We start from the raw sequence: 17,458 nt of genomic DNA, 5'->3' as shown, positions 1-17,458 counted from the left end.
CCGCTTCCTAAAAAGCCATGGACACAAATAATTTTCATATGCTTTTTTCCTTCATGACCTCTACCATATCATAAAGACAACATATCTTATTTCCCTTTCGCACATGGAGAAGTCCTTGCCCATCTTTTGGTAATAATATATTTTTCAGCTTATCCAATGTTCCCTCTATTACTTCAACTTTATGAGTTTCCTTTAAGTTCGCTATATTCTCATTGTCTTTTTGAGTATGAAACGTGACGTACAATAACGTTTGCTCATGATACAGCATATGCATTACATAATCTGCCATTTCTTTTCCATAGCTTTCAATATAAGATGCATATTCCTTATTTTGATCATTGCCATCCATATTTGATAAGCATCTCCAACATGCATTTTTAACCTGTAAATCCTCAGCACAGTTATCATCACATAAGAGCGAAAAACAGTCATGTACCCTTGGAACATACATATCACAGGTTCTGGCACAAAGGCCTTCAATTGCATTTCCACAAATGCCATACAACAAAATAATTTCATCTGCATCGTATGCTTCATCACAAAGACTCTGTAGTTTATCGTGAAGCAGTGAAGGATGATTATGTGATGCGATGGTTACATAAGTTATCGTATAGGCATATGGCAGTTGCTGCTTGATCTTATCAAAAAAAGGACGAAAAATTTCACATGCTATGATTTGTTTCATAAGAACCACATATGCTCCATATAGGTATCCATGAAGCCTTCTTGTTGTGCCAATTCCACACAGACACCTTCTTTCTGTAAAGTTTCTGCTTTTGACAGCGCATTTGTTTGCATGATTTGAATAGTTCCTTGCAAAGCACTGTTACCAATTATGGAGCAACGTCCAAGAAATGCTGCCGGTAAGATACCCAGAGTAATCAATGTCTGTATCTTTAATGCTTTTCCAAAACCACCTGCGATATAAACATGTTGAATATCCGATGCTGTTAATTGACATGTGGCTAATAAGCTTTCGATACCGGTACGAATGGCCGACTTAGCCAATTGAAAATTGCGAATATCTTCTTGTACAATGGAAACATTTGCAGATAATTGACATGTTTGTTTTAAATAACCGGTTTCATCCATATCCTTCATTCTTAATAATTCAGCAATTCCTTCCATATAGCCACTACCGCAAATGCCGATTGGTTTCGTATTTCCAATTGTGTTAAAGCACCAACCGTTTTCGTAACGAATTTGATAAATCGCACCATCGGTTGCTGCCATTCCATGTTTCATATTCCCACCTTCAAAGGCAGGTCCGGCAGCCGTTGACGTCACATACATCTTCCCGTGATGACATAAGACCAATTCACCATTCGTCCCCAAATCAAGCAGCATCGTATGCTCCTTCATACGCGTACTTAAGGAAATAATACCGGCTAAAATATCGCCTCCGACAAAGGCTGAAAAATGGGGTAAGATCGTGATAGGTACCGTCATAGGTAATTGAAACCAATTATCCGTAAGGATCTGTGTTTCTGTAATAGGACAAGTATATGGATATTCACTGATTTTTCTGGGATCAACGCCTTGAAAGATATGCACCATGGCAGGATTCCCGCAAACATACATGCAAGATATTTCTTTTTGAAAGCAGCTTTGAAATGTTTGAATGCTCTTTTTCATCCGCTGCAAGAGAATACTTTGTAATGATTCTACCCCATGTTCATTACAATATTGAATTCTCGTTATGACATCAGCGCCGAAACTACGCTGTGGATTTACAAAGGCATCTTCCCATAAAACCTCCCCGGTTTTGCGATCGATATATGCCATTACCACGGTAGTAGTTCCTAAATCAATCGCAATGCCGATGCCCTTTTGTGTTTTATTCGCAAATACTTGTTTTTGCAAAGAACCCAGAATGCGAAATCCGGTTTCTTGATTAATTGAAATTGCTATATCTTCTTCAGCTTTTTCATGACAGCACGCCAAACGTATTCCGGCCTTAATTTCCTCTTTGCTTAACAGCCTTTTTTCAGTATCCGTTATTGGCATCGTTCCTTGTACAAGCGTAATACGGCATTTCCCGCATGTCTGATTTCCAGCACATGCCGCAGACAGACAAGAATTTTCTGACAACGTTGACCAAAACGGTTCCGCTTTTTTAAAGCTTAGTTTCATCATACTATCTTTCTTTATCTTATGATGATAAGTCAAGCAATCGCTGCGCTAAGGTTATCGCATCGGGTTCATAAATATCGGCACCAATTTGTTGGCAATATGCCAAGGTGACCGGTGCTCCCCCTACACAAATCTTAACGCTATCGCGTAATCCGGCAGCAATTAATGCTTCCACCGTTTGTTTCATGGATGGCATTGAGGTCGTCAGCAAAGCCGACATGCATACATAATCGGGCTGATAGGTCTTTACCGCTTCAACAAATTTTTCTGGCGCAACATCTACCCCCAGATCAATCACTTCAAAACCTTTTGATTTCAACATCAATCCTACAAGATTTTTACCAATATCATGTAAATCCGTCTTAACAGTACCTAATACAATGATTCCTTTCGTCTCAACGTTATGTTTCAATAATTCAGGGCCAATTAAATCCAATCCTGAATTTAAGCATCTGGCAGCAATTAACACTTCGGGAATAAACGCTTTGCCCTGTGACCATTTATCAGCAACATTTTGCATAGCTACTAAAAAGGCGTCATTTAATAATACGGTGGCTGGGATTTGTTCACGCAATGCCTCTTGAACATGCTCATTAAAATCCTTGATCTTTCCTTTTTGCAATTCTGTAATAATTGCCTTTAACAATTCTTCTCTTGTCATCGTTATCTCTCCTATTCATCTGATGTGGTAGTTGCTTCTATCCCATACCATTTTTCTTTATCTGCATAAGCGGGAGATGCATGCTGTCCATTTCCCTTTTGTTCAATCTGTGATCCATAGCGATATGCTTCTTCCACAAATGCCAAATAGTTTTCCAAAGGTACATTATCCCCAATACGGTTACTGATGGTATAAATCATCTTACCTTTATGCGGCTGCCAAAAGGTATCTGCTAAGAATCGTGTTTCTGCACGAATATCTTCGACATTGCCAAATGGAAATAAACGCTGCAAATCAAATCCACACCAAAAGGCCAAATCATCTCCATATGTTTCCACGATTTCTTTTTCATCCATGCAATATTTTTGAACAGGATGCAATACATCAATTCCGGCTTCTACTAATGATGGTAATAATTCACGGATGTCTCCACAGCTATGGAACCAAACATCAATACCTAATTCATGGGCACGCTCACAAACTTTTTTATAGTAAGGTAAGTAAAATTCATCAAATAATTCTTTGGACATAAACGGCCCTGTCTGCATTCCGATATCATCTAACACCGTAATCCCGTCAATATTAGCTTCCTGTACCCCACGTTCCATCGTCCGTAAAATGTATTTCAAGCGTTTCTGATTCAGTTTATGAACACGCTCAGGTTCCAAATACATATCCAGCAGCGTATTTTGTAACCCCCGGAATTTTACCTGATACCACATGAAGAAAGGCGTGATTGACATTAAACGATATCTTCCATCTTCTTGTGGCGCTGTTTCAAATAAATCAGGATGTTCGGCATCCGGACAATTTTCGGAAATCTGTTCAATTACATCCCAATCCAAAGCATTTTCTTCATCAACGGCAACGGATTCTCCCGGCTTTCTTTTCAATGATGGATCTGCCCCTTCTACATCACAGTAGCAAAACTCCCCCTTTTTCCCAAAAATGGCCGGTTTTTTCATATAAAACGGAGCGGCATCACAAGGCATACGTTCATGCAAATCATTGATTGGTTTATGTTTATACTCACTTAATTCATCAACATGAATCCAATGACCATGGATGATAACAGCAGGGCGCAAGGCACCTTCACCCTTAATCAGACTGCGAATTTCTTCCCTGGATAATGGCGGATATTCGGCATTAGGGAATTGTTTATATAATGGCATTTACTTACCTCCTATTTTTTTAATGGTACTTAAAAATTCATCTACTGTAGGTATCCGTGAGGACCATATACAGTTTCCATTTACATAAATACAGGGCAGATGCTCTACATTCATTTTGCGACAACGCGCTATGCTTGCTTTATCTACATACATATATTCGATGTAATCAAAAGCATCACTTTGGCGATGATATGCTTCCTTAACCATATTCATCGTGTAGGTACATGCTGCGCATGTTCGTGAATCTAATGTAAATACTTCGACGATTGGCCGTTGCAAATCATCATAGTGTAAAAGCTCTATTTCGACATCATCGAATGTCTGTTCAGGATCATAATATTGTAAAGCTGTTTTAACATTCTCATAATCAGTGACTGCCTGATAACAAGCGATGCCATTCTCTACCGGAACATCAAAGGGCATATCACAGCCCGGTGATATAATCAAATCATCTGTACCTTCACATTGCTCAATAATATCAATGACCGCCTTCATATTGTCCTGTGAGCTACCATGCAGCATAGTAATCGTAAGCTGGATATTTCCTCCTAAAACCACATCATATTTTCGGCATACTGCCAAAGCATCCTTCATACACACGTTTTCATCAACCGAGAGACAATCTGGTTTCATTCGACATAAGACTTCCAGATTCGCCGTAGCATCCCCACAGACAAACAAGCAGGAAGGAACATGACACGTTTTTAAATGTTGAAACAACTCCGCATATGCATCTAGCAAAAACATTTCGATATGCTCAGATGATATTTGCGATAATAAAGGATCGACATAACCGATAATATCCATACCATTTTGCAGATACATCTGGGCAACAGATGCACAAACCTCTTTACAAAAAGCAATTAATTTATGAACATAATCCGCATCATCATACATATCCATAAAGAGCATTTGTCCTCGTAAATGTGATGCCAAGGTAAATGGTCCGCAGATCAATCCATATAATGCCGTATGTTCAGAAACAAGTTCCTTCATTTTCCGCATAGCTTTAAGAACAATCGGAAACCGTCCATCTTCTTCCTCTGGTATCATGCAGCGACATGGTATCTTTTTTTCATTTTCAAAAGGATGTGTACGGACAGTGGGAGGTACTTTTCCTCCCTCGTCCCAGTACAGTTCACAACCTAAAGCTTCTGCTTCTAATTGAAGATCGAAAATAACAGGCTGTCCATCCGGATGATAATATGTGTTAACACTCATCAATGCCTCAACAAGCTTATCTGCATCATGTAAGATTTCATTGGCATCATAGCCACATAGCGAACCTGCATGTACTCCTGCAAAGGGCACCCACGGCGCTCTTGCGAATCCTTTTTGATGTTGCAATACTGACATCAACAATTGTTTATCACTCATATTGCCTCCTTTGACTTAATCTTCTAATCCTAACGCTTCACAAACCCTTGTGCGATGATCTCTTGCGGCAGGCCCATAAATCACTTGGATATATTTGCCATTCATAGCGATTCCACTATTGCCTGTTTTATTCAGCATCTCTTTATTTACAAGAGTTTCATCCTTCACATCGACACGTAAACGTGTAAAACAATTGCTCACTGCAAGAATGTTATCCTTGCCTCCCAAACCTTCAATAATCAATCCGGTAATCATATCTTTATCAGAAATAGTCACTTCACCATCTGTGTTTAATGCCAATTGAGAATCACTAAGATCTTCTAAATTATCGGTACGACCAGGTGTCTTTAAATTGAATTTCACAATGAGGAACTTAAAGACAAAGAACCAGGTAATCGTCGCAATCGGACCTAAAATTAATGCTAAAGGCCATTTGGTCAATCCAGCTCCTAATACGAAATTCTGTAAGATGGTTTCTAATAATCCACGCCAGTATACTTGTATACCAATCAGATAAGCAACCGTCGCAAATACCCCGGTAAGAACGGCATCGACAACCCATAATAACGGCGCACAGAAGATAAAGAGGAATAGCATCGGCTCCCCAAGTCCAGCCATGACGCAAGCAATACATGCCGGAATCACCAATTTCTTAATCTTTGCTTTATTTTCGGGTTTCGCAGTCGCAATAATAGCCATTGCAATTCCAGGGAAACCAAAGATAACGGAAATATTCGTCTGGAAGAATCGCATGGATTCATGCAAAGAAGTAATACTATTAGCATTTGCTAATTCTGCTAAAGCGATTGGTTGTGCTCCTGCATATACCTGTCCTGCGATTTCAGCAACACCACCTAATTCAGTATAGAATAATGGTGTCCAGATAAAATGATGCAAACCGGTCGGAATTAATAGACGTTTCAAGAAATCGTATAGGAATACACCAATACCACCGGATTCTCCTAAGAATTGTGTAATGCTATAGATCACACCGGACAATAACGGCCATACATAAACAGCAATTAGAGAAAAGGCAAAGGCTACAAAAATTAATAAGAAATAGGTAAATTTAGCACCGCCAAATGGCTCTAGCAACCCTTTAAAGGAAGTTGAACTAAACTTATTATGCATATAACCGACCAGGCAACCTAAAATGATACCAAGGAAGACACCCATATCGGTAATTTGCATGCCAAGCTCCATTTTCTGACCTGTCCCCATCAGCATTTCAGCATCTGACAGTTTTCCAGTCACATTCAACATGGCATTGTTTAAGGACATAAAGGTTAAATACGTTAATACAACAAGAATGGCTGCTTCCATTTTGTTTCTTTTAGCGAAATGTGTTGCCAAGGCAATGGCAAACAGAATGCTCAGATTTCCGATAATATATGTCATTGCTCCAGATATTTGTTTTGCGAAAGTGCTTACGATGTCTGGCATAAAATCAAACTGCAAAATCTGACAAATAGCCACTACAATTCCCATAAGTGCCGCAAAAAATACAGGCTGTAAAATACCACGAGCAAAGCTTTGCATGGTTCTTGATATTTTTTCTTTCATAATGCTTTTATAACGTTCAATATTTGAATGTTAATCTCCTTTCCAAGTTTATTTGATAAGATTGTTGTTGCGTTTTGTTACTTAACATTGTTAGTGTTGGTTTGTAATCATCCTTTCTTTTCTTGCATCATGTGGCCACTTCTGATTCCAAGGATCTTTATTTCAAAAAAACAAGACCCGATGATAAAGTAGCGCAACTCTTTCCTGTGCGTACTTATCACCGGGTCTGCCTTTTCAGTAACACTCCCAGTACCTATTTCTTTTTCACGTTTCGGTTAATATGGATAGCCAAATAGATACGTTCCTGTTCCGAAATCGTATACCCGAAATTTTCTTTCACATATTTGACTATTTCATCCACACATTTTTGAGCCTCCAGATATTTCCCTTGGAGTAACTCAATAACTTCCTGATCATTTTCTTCCATTTGCTTTAACACGATCCGTTTCGCAAAGAAGTTCAGATGTGTTAATAAGCGTAAATAATCTAAACTATTTTCTTCAAATTCGATTTGATAATACTCTTTTATGATGCGTACAACACCATTGACGATAACCATGACATCCAATGTCTGATTGATGTCAGATGTACAGTTGGTAGCGTTCATAATGTGCATGGCAATAAATCCTGCTTCACTGGAAGGTAAGCGAATATGCAATTTCTTCTCGCAGTAATCCAATACCTTTTTCGCAACATTGTATTCATTCTTATAGATAATCTTAATCTCTGCTAACATAGGACATGATAGATTTAAATGCTCTTTTGCTCTTTCAACAGCAAAGGAAAGATGATCCATAAGCAGTACATAGATTTGTGGATTCAGCTTAATACCCAAATCCTTTTTTACTATTTCTACCGTATAATCGACAATATCAACATATTCTACAGATACACGTGTTAATGTGTTAAAAAGTTTTTTATATAAATCTTCACTGTCCGCGGCAATGAATTTCTTTTCCATATCCTCATCTGAGATATATTCACCGCGTTTCTTTCCAAAGCCTACACCGCCACCCAGAGCTATGAGCTCTCTATCCTTTTCATCACATACAATAACAACGTTATTGTTTAAAACCTTACTTATTTTATAATTACCCATTTTTATTGCTTCTTATTGCAAATACTGGCGATGGCTGTCTTCCCCTGCGTGACTAAGTTCTCACTGTACAACTGAATACGCTCACTTTCGCAATCCATGAAAATTAAAATGGTATCTGTATTTATGTTTTTTTCTTTAAAGAATTGTCTGTCAACCTTGATTAAAGGATCACCGACCTTTACTTCTGCATTTTTTGTCGTCAGCACCTGTAGACCCTCTCCTTTATACATGCATGTATCAACACCTACATGAACAAGTATATTGACACTTTCATTTTTCACAATGACTGCATGCTTCGTATCTGCAATCATCTCAATTGTTCCTGATATTGGGGAAAAAACGTAAGCGTCATCGGTTTTGATAGCGATTCCTTCTCCCATCATCTTTGTGCTGAAAATATCATCCTTCACCTGTTCCAGCGCATATAAACACCCGGAATTCGATGAATAAACCTCAATTTTTTGATTTTTTGGCTTAAAAAAACGTAACATAATTACCTCCATTAAAAAGTATACAAGTTATTACTATAACTCATGCCTGTTTTTAACAGTAACACGTTACAAGTATATTATAAGCCATTTATGGCCATTGTCAAGCGCTTACATAAATTACCATTTAAAATTTTTATAACCTGTTCATCTTATGGGAGTAGCTTCTGTCGATCATTATGATTTTTTTAATAGTGTTTAGACATAGCTAGCTATCGATGTCCTACTTTATAACCGCCATATAAATTCATGTATATGCTCTACAGAAAAAGGACTCTTCTCAATGAAAAGTCCTTATAAGAGTGAAACTTATTTCTTTCCGTTCTTTTTTGGCAGACGTTTCTTCTCCGTCTTTTTCTGAGGTGCAGGCATTGGCTTCTGTTTTCTTTTTTGCTGCTCTGGTTTAGGTTTCTCTGTTTGTCTTGGCGTATCCTTTTTTACTTCCTCTTCTTTTAAAGCTAATACAACTTTTGTTCCCCCAATGTAATCATGCAAAGCACGATGACTCGCCGTATAGATTGCTAAAACGACCGATAGCAATGTAAAGGCAATCCCGATATACTGCCAAATAGCATCAACATATACCCATGTTACTAAAGTCACCAGCTGACGAATATACGTAGATATGATAAATAAGGTTCCTTCCATCAGGAAGATAGCAATTCCTTGACGTAAGATCAATTCCTTTACTCTGACAGCTTTCCCATCTTTGCGTACGATACGCAGACCAAGCAGATGCTTACCAAGCGTCTGTCCCCTCCAAATCTTACATGGTACGACAATATAGTACAGAATGGCTGCCAACAGGCATAAGATACCTGCTATCATGCCCCAATAACGTTCAAAACCTAATGCCTCAAACACATACAAATCAGAAAACATGTCACTTTTACCGGTAATGACACCATACAGCAAGACCGCTGGAAAACCACTGATGATACCGCCTAAAGACCAATCGATAAAATAGGCACCTAAACGTTTCCCCATAGGGATATCATTCGGTGTATGATCCAGCTTGCTGCTTAATTTACGAAAGATACCAGTTGTTTCACTCATATAGTTAACCTCACTTCTTATTTGTTTTTTGCATATAGCCAATCCATGGCTTTTTTAAATCTTTGTAATCCATCCTCTAATTTTGCTCTTGGACAACCACAGTTCAAACGCAAATATTTTTCACCGTTTGTACCATACGTTTCCCCTTTCATGATGGCTACCTTGCCTACATGTACCAAAGCCTCCTGAATCTGCTCACTGGTAAATGGCACATCCCTGCCATCAATCCAAGCTAAATAGGTAGCATCCGGTGCTTTGAAATGGAAATCCGGTAATTCCTTAGCAAGGAAGGTTTCCACATAATGCATATTATCTCTTAAGTATTCCACCATCTGATCGATATAATCATCACACTGTGTATAGCCAACCATGGTTGCATACATCCCTAAGATACTGACAGAATTCAGGAAATCTTTCTTTCTTGTCTGAAAGAGGAAGCCATCTCTGATTTCTTTGTTAGGGATGATGACATAAGAACCAATCAATCCCGGTACATTTAAGGTCTTGGAACAGGAGGAAGCTAAATACAGCTCATCGTATTGATCCAAAAATTTCAAGATCGGGGAATGACGGCGTGCACCGATTTGAATATCCATATGAATTTCATCAGATATGATCTTTACCCCATAACGACGACACAAGGCAATGAGCTTACGTAATTCTTCCTCGCTCCACACTCTGCCAGTTGGATTATGCGGAGAGCATAATAGGAAGAGTTTCGCCTGTGCCAGCTGTGTTTCTAGCTTCTCAAAATCAATTACAAAGCTGTCATTCTCATGTATGAGATCATGTGAAATCAATACACGCTCATTATCCTCAATCACGGTGAAGAAAGAATCATACATCGGATTAAAGGTCACAACTGCATCGCCTGGCTTTGATAACAAGCGAATCAATAAGGATACAGAATACATGACACTAGGACTGTACAGCACCCAATCTTCTTCCATGGCGGTAGCAAAACGGCGTTGAAAGAAACCTGTGATAGCACCTTTGAAATCATGATGATTCCATCGGGTATATCCATAAATTTCATGCTGCGCCACAGCTAAGATTTTTTCCGTGATGGGTTTGGGGATCTTAAAGTCCGTATCGGAAATGGAAAAAGGCAATAAATCTTTTTCTCCAAAACGATCTTCAATATAATCCCATTGCGTACAATACGTACCTAAACGATTGTTGACTTCATCAAAATTATATTTCATAGCTTATTCCTCTTTTAAAATTATCATATCTTTTGTAGTCTTGTTCATTGGTCTGCCAATACCATCAATAATGACAACATCATCCTCAATGCGAATACCACCGACATTTGGCAGATAGATGCCCGGCTCACAGGACATCATCATATGTTCATCCAGGATGACATCCCCCTTCTCATTCAGAATCGGATATTCATCTCCATCACCGATTCCTAAACCATGTCCTAAGCCATGATCGAAGTAATCGCCATACCCGGCTTTGGTGATAATATCACGAGCTGCTTTATCTACATCACTCGCCAAAGCACCTGTTTTCATAGCGGCAATTCCTGCCAGCTGTGCTTTCAAGACGATATGATAGATCTTTTCAATTTCCGGCTGTGGTTTGCCAAAGAAAGCAACGCGTGTCATATCAGATTGATAATTTTTATACTGAATACCAAAATCCATAAGAATCGGTTCATGTGCTTTGATCTTACGTCCGGTTGGACGACCATGTGGCATAGCACTGCGTTCTCCTGTTCCTACGATGGTTTCAAAAGACATCTGCTGCGCTCCTGCCTTGATGGCAAAGTATTGTAACAGTGCACTGATTTCATACTCACTCATCCCAATGTATAACTCTTTTAACACACGGGCATAAATTTCATCCGTGATATCCACTGCTTCCTGCATGATGGCAATCTCTTCATCATCCTTTTGGATACGAATCTTGGCAATTTCATCACCAAGCAGACGAATGATAACACCTAATTCTTCTACCTGACGATATTCTTTGATCAGCATTTGACTGGCTTCAACACCAAGTGAAGTACAGCCATGCTGTTTCAGTAACTCTTCAACCGTTCCTAAATAGTTACGACCAGTTTTATGGGGAGCATGAAGAATGATGGTTAGATCATGTTCACGTTGTTTTGCTTCGGTAATATAACGACCATCTACAATCAGATATGCTGCATCTTTTAGGATCAATACCTGACAGCCACTTCCGGTAAGAGTGTCCATATATTTCTTCATGGTCTTGCTTTTGATAAGCAGTGCATCTAACTTTTCGTCTTCCAGAAACTTTTGTAATTTCTTTAATCGTTTTGCCATGTTGCACCTCCTTGCTTTCTTTTTAGGGTAAAGTAGAAACTGTTTTTCTGATGCTAGGTGGTACTAATACAACTTGGTAGTTCTCCTACTGCCTATGATTTTATTCTACTTAACCTTTTTTTATCTCTTTAAAATACGTAAGGCAAGCGAAATGCTTGCCTTTGCTCGTAAGATTTTCGCTTTTTACGTAATTAGAAGTCCAAATCTAAATCATTTAATAATGCTTCATCTTCTGCAGAGATGACTGATTTCTTCTCTTCATTTTCATGTTCTTTTTCAAGCTCACGTTTTTCAAATAACTTGAAGAATGGATACCAGATTAGAATTGAAAGAATCAACTGAATACCGTTTGCCACAATTGACATGTAATCGCCATTGGTTAAGAAACCTTCTAGGAAGACACCAACGTATGGAGGGGTAAAGGTAGAACAGCTTACCCAACCAAAATGCATCATCCAGTGTGGAATCGTACCGATGATACCACCGCAGATTACATAAGGGATAAAGAAGATTGGATTTAATACGATAGGTGCACCAAATAGGATTGGTTCATTGATACCGAACAATGCCGGAATCAAGGCAACACGTCCAACCTGTTTCTGCGCTTTTGATTTTGATAATAAGCACCAGAATACCAAACCGAAGGTTACACCGGTACCGGTAAAGTTACCAAATGCAGATTCTACACCAGGTGTGAAGAAGTGCATAGCTTTTCCACCGGCTTTTACCATTTCCATATTTTCAGCCAAGAACTGTGTAGAAATTGGGCTTGTAATAGGGCTTAATACAGATGGATGGATACCGAAGAAGAACAGTAAACAACGTAAGATCTGTAAGAAGGTAACAGCAAATGGGTTATCCATAGAACCAACAAGTGGGGCAAACAGATTCGTAAAGATCATTGGTGGCACAGTGTGTAAACCATTGACACAAACCACGCGGATGATCAGGAAGAAACCAATTACGATAACAGAAATAGGAATCATTTCAAAAGATCTGGATACGAAATCAGGTACTGATTCCGGCATCTTGATCGTAAAGTTTTTCTTTTTACACCAGCGGTATAATTCTACTGCGATAATAGAGGCAAACATTGCCGCAAACAAACCTTTTGGGCCAAGGTAAGTTGTCATGATACCGCCATCTTCAGTATAATCAACGGCCATCATCAAGAAGGCAATGACACCCATGCTTAAGGTACCAGGTACATCCAGCTTATAAGACTGAGCTAGATGATAAGAGATAACAGCGGCTACATATAAAGACATCAACGCCATACCGACATTGTATGGAATATAAATAATGTCAAGGTTTGCTAAGATCCACTGTGAAATAGGATTGTTTTCTCCAATCATGTTTGGAATCGCTTCTGGAATCAAACAGAAACTACCGATGATCAACAATGGTGTCATTGCTACCATCGCTTTTTTAACGGCACTTAAGTGTCTTTGTTTATCCATCTTATTGGCGATTGGAGTCAGGTATTTGTTCATAAATGCTTCAAATTTGTCAAACATACGTTCACTCTCGCTTTCTTATGTGTGTGTATTTCCCCCGATGGAAACTATTTGTTCATGTCAGCTTTTTTTCTTGCGATCAAAGCCATTTTCATGACGGTTGCCCCATCCATTTTTCCATAGGTTTCCTTGTCAACGATGACATATGGAATCTTATATGGATCAATGATTGGTTTGATGTAATCAATCTTGTGGGCAATCTGTGGACCAACAACCAGAACATCCGTGTTTTCTACTTCGGCATTCAGTAAATCTACTGGAATAGCTTTAAATTCAAAATCAGCTTCATTCAGTTTAGCACTGTCTTTTACCGTCTTTTTCATACTGTCCATCAGCATGGTTGTGGAAAATCCACCAGCGCAGCATAATACGATCTTCATCTTACTTTCCCTCCTTTGCTTCAAATACGTTTATCATTTCCTCAATCAGATCTCTTGCCAATTGAGATGTCATGTAATGGTCCTGTGCATGAACCATTAATAACCCAACTTCCGGCTTGTTTTCGCCTCCGGACATTTCCGCTGTAATCAGCTGTGTCTGGATCTTGTGCGCTTCCAAGTCAATCTCTCTTGCTTCCTGTAACAGCGCTCTAGCCTCGTCATACTTACTTTCTTTCACTTTCTTTAAAGCTTCAAATGCTTTTGCTTTGCTGTCCCCAGCGGCAGATATCATTCCTACGATCTGCTGTTCCATTTCATTCATACTTCTTACCTCCTTGAAAATCGATGAATGTTTCGTAACGTTTTTTATCGATTGCCAATGCAAGTTCCCTGACGAGTGCAATGGCATGTTCTAAATCTTTTTGATGCACCAATGACCATGCACCATGGCAATAGCGCAATGGAATACCAATAACGATTGCGAGTTTACCATTTCGTGTTAAATGGGCATTTCCTGCATCGGTTCCTCCACCGCTGAACATATCACATTGATAAGGAATCCCATGCTTGCTTGCCGTATCTTTCACAAATTGCAATAGTTTGGCATTCGGTGCCATCGTTTTATCATAATGGACGATCATACAGCCTTTTCCAATCTGCCGATGATTCGTATAGTTTTTTACCAGTTCCGGGTTATTGGCAACATCAATGGCAAATACAATATCCGGATCTATCTGATAGGTTGCCGTCTTTCCACCGCGTACGCCAACTTCTTCACTGCTGGTTGCGGCCATATATAAATCACAGCGATGTCCGCATGCATGTAACTGTTTGAGTGCTTCTGCGATGACATAACAACCACTTCGATCATCCATTGCTTTTCCTGCGATGATCGCATCACGATTTAAAATATCACAGTCACTGGCAAAGCACACCATATCACCGATGGCTACACCAAGTGCTTCGACTTCTTCTCTGGTATCGCAGCCTACATCGACATACATTTCTTTTACAGCTCCCTGTTCATTTTTCGTAACATTCAAGATACCCTGTACTTTCTTTCCCTCTGCGGTTGTGATGCGTACTTTTTGCATCTCTTTGCTTTTATCCAAAACACCGCCTAAGGCAATCAAATAAACAAACCCAATATCCGAAATATGCCGAACCAGAAAACCAACTTCATCCATATGTGCCGCAAACATCAGCTTTACGCCATCTTTTTCACTGCCCTTATCATGAAACAGCATGCTGCCAAGATGATCATAAGAAATATCATCACAGGCATCCTTTAACTCTTCATAAAGAATCTCACGTACTTCATCTTCCTTTGATGCAACAGCATCCGCATTGCTTAAACGTCTTAGTAAGTCTTCTTTCATAGCGTTCCTCCATCCAACTCTTTCATCACGATCAACAATTCTTCCAATGTACGATTGCGCAATACCCGTTGTAAACGTTTTTCATCATTCATCAACTGGTATAACTTTTTCGTAATATCCTTATGCACCTCATAATCCTCTTTTGTAAGAGAAACCATGAAGATGATGGAAGCTTGTTTATCCTCATAGCAAATTGGCTCTTCCAGTATGCATACGGAAATCAAATTGCGGTTTGCACATATCTCAATCGGATGTGGGATACAGACACCATTCATATAAATGGTACTCATATACGATTCGCGTTCCATGACATATTGTGCGTAAAGCTCACCGCCATAGCCACTCTCTTCAATCTGCTGTGCCATTTCCTGCAATAAGGCAAGGTAGTCATCACTCTTGCGAATTTGAAAGAAGTGTCGATCAAAGATAGAATACAAATAGGAATTCGCATCTGCGATGGATAGAGAATCACAGTTATCATACTGTAATACCTGTCGGATGCGCATGAGATCTAAATCATCCAGAAGTTCTTTGATATAGATGACAGGTGCCGCAAAATCACGATCCAGCGGCATAATGGTAAAGATTAAATCGGGATGATAGCGTTCCAGCTCATCCATTTGCAGGAAGCTAAAGGTTTCCACATCCGCTTGTGAGAATAACGATTCGATTTGCAGCTTGATTAGATATGCACTGCCTCCACCGGAGGAACAGACAACGCCAATGCGATTAAAGCGCAATATCCGCGATTTTCGCTCGCGTTCCATATGAGCCGCAAAATGAGTGGCAATGAAACCCGCTTCATCATGGGTAACCTCCACATTGTACTTTTCCTTAAGCATATCGCTGAAGCGAATGGCAATGTTGAAGATCATTGGATAACGGATACAGATTTCTTTAATTAAAGTATTCTTATAGGAAATCTTTTGATGCAGACGCTCAATCAACAAAGATACATGGGTCAATAAGGATTCCTTAAAGTCCTGATCTTCACTGAAAGCCGTGTTGTACAATTTGTCAATATCCAGTAGGAAGAGATCAACATCTTGACGCAGCTGATCAGAGAAAGAAACCGTTGGCTGTTTTGCCCTGACATTCAAGCGGAGAACGACTTCCATTTCCTGCAAGCTTTCTGCACTGATTGCAATATCGAAGCAGGCTTCCATCATTTCCTTCATCTTCCAGGCGATGCGTTGTATCGCATTCACCGGTTTGCTTGTCATAAACATTTGTTTTTCCACATGGATACGGGCATAAAAGACCGTGATCTGCAGCCAGACTATGACATTCTTTAATTCATTGTAATTGATGTTTAAATCTTCTTTTTCAATCTGATTCACCAGTAAAGAATTCACCTGAGCAAAATCCTTTAAGATATCTTGCATGGCATTTTCTAAGAATGGATTATTTTCAAAGAAGAAGTCCGCCAACATCTGTTTGCAGTCATGAGCAGCACCAATCAGCCGTATGCCGTAATGGCTTTTTTTCTCTAGCTGTAAATGAAAGCTTTCTAATAGCTCCTCTACTTCCCGCATTTCCTTTTTAACGCTTGTTTTGGATATCTGGAAAGTTTCAGCCACCTTGTCCATGGAAACATAATCACTTTGCATAGCTAGATACACAGCAATACTTTTGTTGCGATCTTTGGTATCTATGAGCCGATCACTTTCCAAGGATTTGATAAAATCATTTAACAGCTCTTGATTGGTCACCTCTAATAGGTAACCCCTACCGCGGCGCATATGCAGCTGATACCCTTTCCGTGAAGACATCTGCATCAGATACGATAGATCGTTTTGTATCGTTCTTTTTGAAACCTCATACGTTTTTATGAAATGATCCAGACTCAAATAATCTTTTGCTTCAAGTAAATCATTCATAATATGACAAAGCCTCATAGCAGGTCCTCCTTTCTATCGGTATCGCTTACATTGCCATTATAAAAGTTCAAAGTGTGAAAGAAAAGATTAAGAATTTCACGCTAATGTGCAAAAGCGAACTTAATATTAAAATCACTTGTTTTTATCAATGTTTTACTACCTATGCTAGTATGCTCCACATTTCAATTGTCATGATGATATAGCAATTACTCTCGATAAAAAAGCACTCAATCAAAGTGCGAATTCATGAATCCATCTATTTTTCGTGTTTATTTTACAGGGCAGTTTTTACCCTTTATGCGCTTTATTGCTGGTACCGGTTTGAAAATCAAAATCAACCATCAAATGTTCTTTTGCTTCTTGGTGCGAACAAGAAAACGCATGCACTGACATAGTTTACATTACCCGCAAGAATGCGTCAACTAGAATCAATATCGTTTATGACATTCAATGTTT

General features: G+C 39.1%; 16 protein-coding genes. All 16 read right to left on the bottom strand.

The features are described from left to right. Window positions 1-34: 34 nt before the first annotated feature. The 16 genes from AC1VS3_RS02890 to AC1VS3_RS02815 all read right to left on the bottom strand — a co-directional run bounded on the left by AC1VS3_RS02890 (window position 35) and on the right by AC1VS3_RS02815 (window position 17,020). On the bottom strand, window positions 35-685 hold the full coding sequence (locus AC1VS3_RS02890) for a DUF1638 domain-containing protein (protein ID WP_481275509.1): 651 nt from the start codon (window positions 683-685) through the stop codon (window positions 35-37). Then, the gene (locus AC1VS3_RS02885; RefSeq protein WP_008689457.1) at window positions 682-2,136 is read right to left on the bottom strand and encodes an ASKHA domain-containing protein; all 1,455 of its coding nucleotides are present in this window, start codon (window positions 2,134-2,136) and stop codon (window positions 682-684) included. The genes AC1VS3_RS02890 and AC1VS3_RS02885 overlap by 4 nt, the downstream gene beginning before the upstream one ends. A 16-nt stretch (window positions 2,137-2,152) precedes the next feature. Continuing rightward, window positions 2,153-2,794, bottom strand: a complete 642-nt coding sequence (locus AC1VS3_RS02880) for a cobalamin B12-binding domain-containing protein (protein WP_008689458.1) — start codon at window positions 2,792-2,794, stop codon at window positions 2,153-2,155. 11 nt (window positions 2,795-2,805) lie between these two features. After that, a complete protein-coding gene (locus tag AC1VS3_RS02875; RefSeq protein WP_008689459.1) occupies window positions 2,806-3,966 on the bottom strand; it encodes a uroporphyrinogen decarboxylase family protein in 1,161 nt (386 codons plus the stop codon). Then, complete coding sequence (locus AC1VS3_RS02870) at window positions 3,967-5,343, bottom strand: uroporphyrinogen decarboxylase family protein (protein WP_008689460.1); 1,377 nt, start codon at window positions 5,341-5,343, stop codon at window positions 3,967-3,969. A gap of 15 nt (window positions 5,344-5,358) precedes the next feature. After that, the gene (locus AC1VS3_RS02865) at window positions 5,359-6,906 is read right to left on the bottom strand and encodes a PTS transporter subunit EIIC (RefSeq protein ID WP_017144588.1); all 1,548 of its coding nucleotides are present in this window, start codon (window positions 6,904-6,906) and stop codon (window positions 5,359-5,361) included. A 253-nt stretch (window positions 6,907-7,159) separates the two neighbouring features. Then, window positions 7,160-8,005, bottom strand: coding sequence for a PRD domain-containing protein (locus AC1VS3_RS02860; protein WP_008689462.1), 846 nt, complete (start codon window positions 8,003-8,005; stop codon window positions 7,160-7,162). A 2-nt stretch (window positions 8,006-8,007) separates the two neighbouring features. Further along, window positions 8,008-8,496 carry a PTS sugar transporter subunit IIA gene (locus AC1VS3_RS02855; RefSeq protein ID WP_008689463.1) on the bottom strand — a complete coding sequence of 163 codons (489 nt, stop codon included), beginning with the start codon at window positions 8,494-8,496 and terminating at the stop codon, window positions 8,008-8,010. A 306-nt stretch (window positions 8,497-8,802) separates the two neighbouring features. Next, entirely contained in the window at window positions 8,803-9,549 is a 747-nt protein-coding gene (locus AC1VS3_RS02850; protein WP_008689465.1) for an RDD family protein, read from the bottom strand. 17 nt (window positions 9,550-9,566) lie between these two features. Further along, window positions 9,567-10,754, bottom strand: a complete 1,188-nt coding sequence (locus AC1VS3_RS02845; RefSeq protein ID WP_119983459.1) for a MalY/PatB family protein — start codon at window positions 10,752-10,754, stop codon at window positions 9,567-9,569. A 3-nt stretch (window positions 10,755-10,757) separates the two neighbouring features. After that, window positions 10,758-11,846: a M24 family metallopeptidase gene (locus AC1VS3_RS02840; RefSeq protein WP_119983460.1), complete on the bottom strand. Its 1,089-nt coding sequence runs from the start codon at window positions 11,844-11,846 to the stop codon at window positions 10,758-10,760. Between the two features lie 191 nt (window positions 11,847-12,037). Continuing rightward, window positions 12,038-13,363: a PTS sugar transporter subunit IIC gene (locus tag AC1VS3_RS02835; protein WP_119983461.1), complete on the bottom strand. Its 1,326-nt coding sequence runs from the start codon at window positions 13,361-13,363 to the stop codon at window positions 12,038-12,040. A gap of 47 nt (window positions 13,364-13,410) precedes the next feature. Continuing rightward, window positions 13,411-13,743 carry a PTS sugar transporter subunit IIB gene (locus tag AC1VS3_RS02830; protein WP_008689469.1) on the bottom strand — a complete coding sequence of 111 codons (333 nt, stop codon included), beginning with the start codon at window positions 13,741-13,743 and terminating at the stop codon, window positions 13,411-13,413. Window position 13,744: 1 nt separating this feature from the next. Then, the gene (locus AC1VS3_RS02825; RefSeq protein ID WP_008689470.1) at window positions 13,745-14,065 is read right to left on the bottom strand and encodes a PTS lactose/cellobiose transporter subunit IIA; all 321 of its coding nucleotides are present in this window, start codon (window positions 14,063-14,065) and stop codon (window positions 13,745-13,747) included. Beyond that, entirely contained in the window at window positions 14,058-15,122 is a 1,065-nt protein-coding gene (gene ypdE / locus AC1VS3_RS02820) for an aminopeptidase (protein WP_008689472.1), read from the bottom strand. The genes AC1VS3_RS02825 and ypdE overlap by 8 nt, the downstream gene beginning before the upstream one ends. Next, a complete protein-coding gene (locus AC1VS3_RS02815; protein ID WP_119983462.1) occupies window positions 15,119-17,020 on the bottom strand; it encodes a BglG family transcription antiterminator in 1,902 nt (633 codons plus the stop codon). The genes ypdE and AC1VS3_RS02815 overlap by 4 nt, the downstream gene beginning before the upstream one ends. Between the last annotated feature and the right edge of the window lie 438 nt (window positions 17,021-17,458).

Source organism: Longicatena sp., from assembly GCF_982403165.1.
The sequence above is the reverse complement of the archived record's forward strand: the minus strand, read 5'-3'. Positions and strand labels throughout refer to the sequence as shown.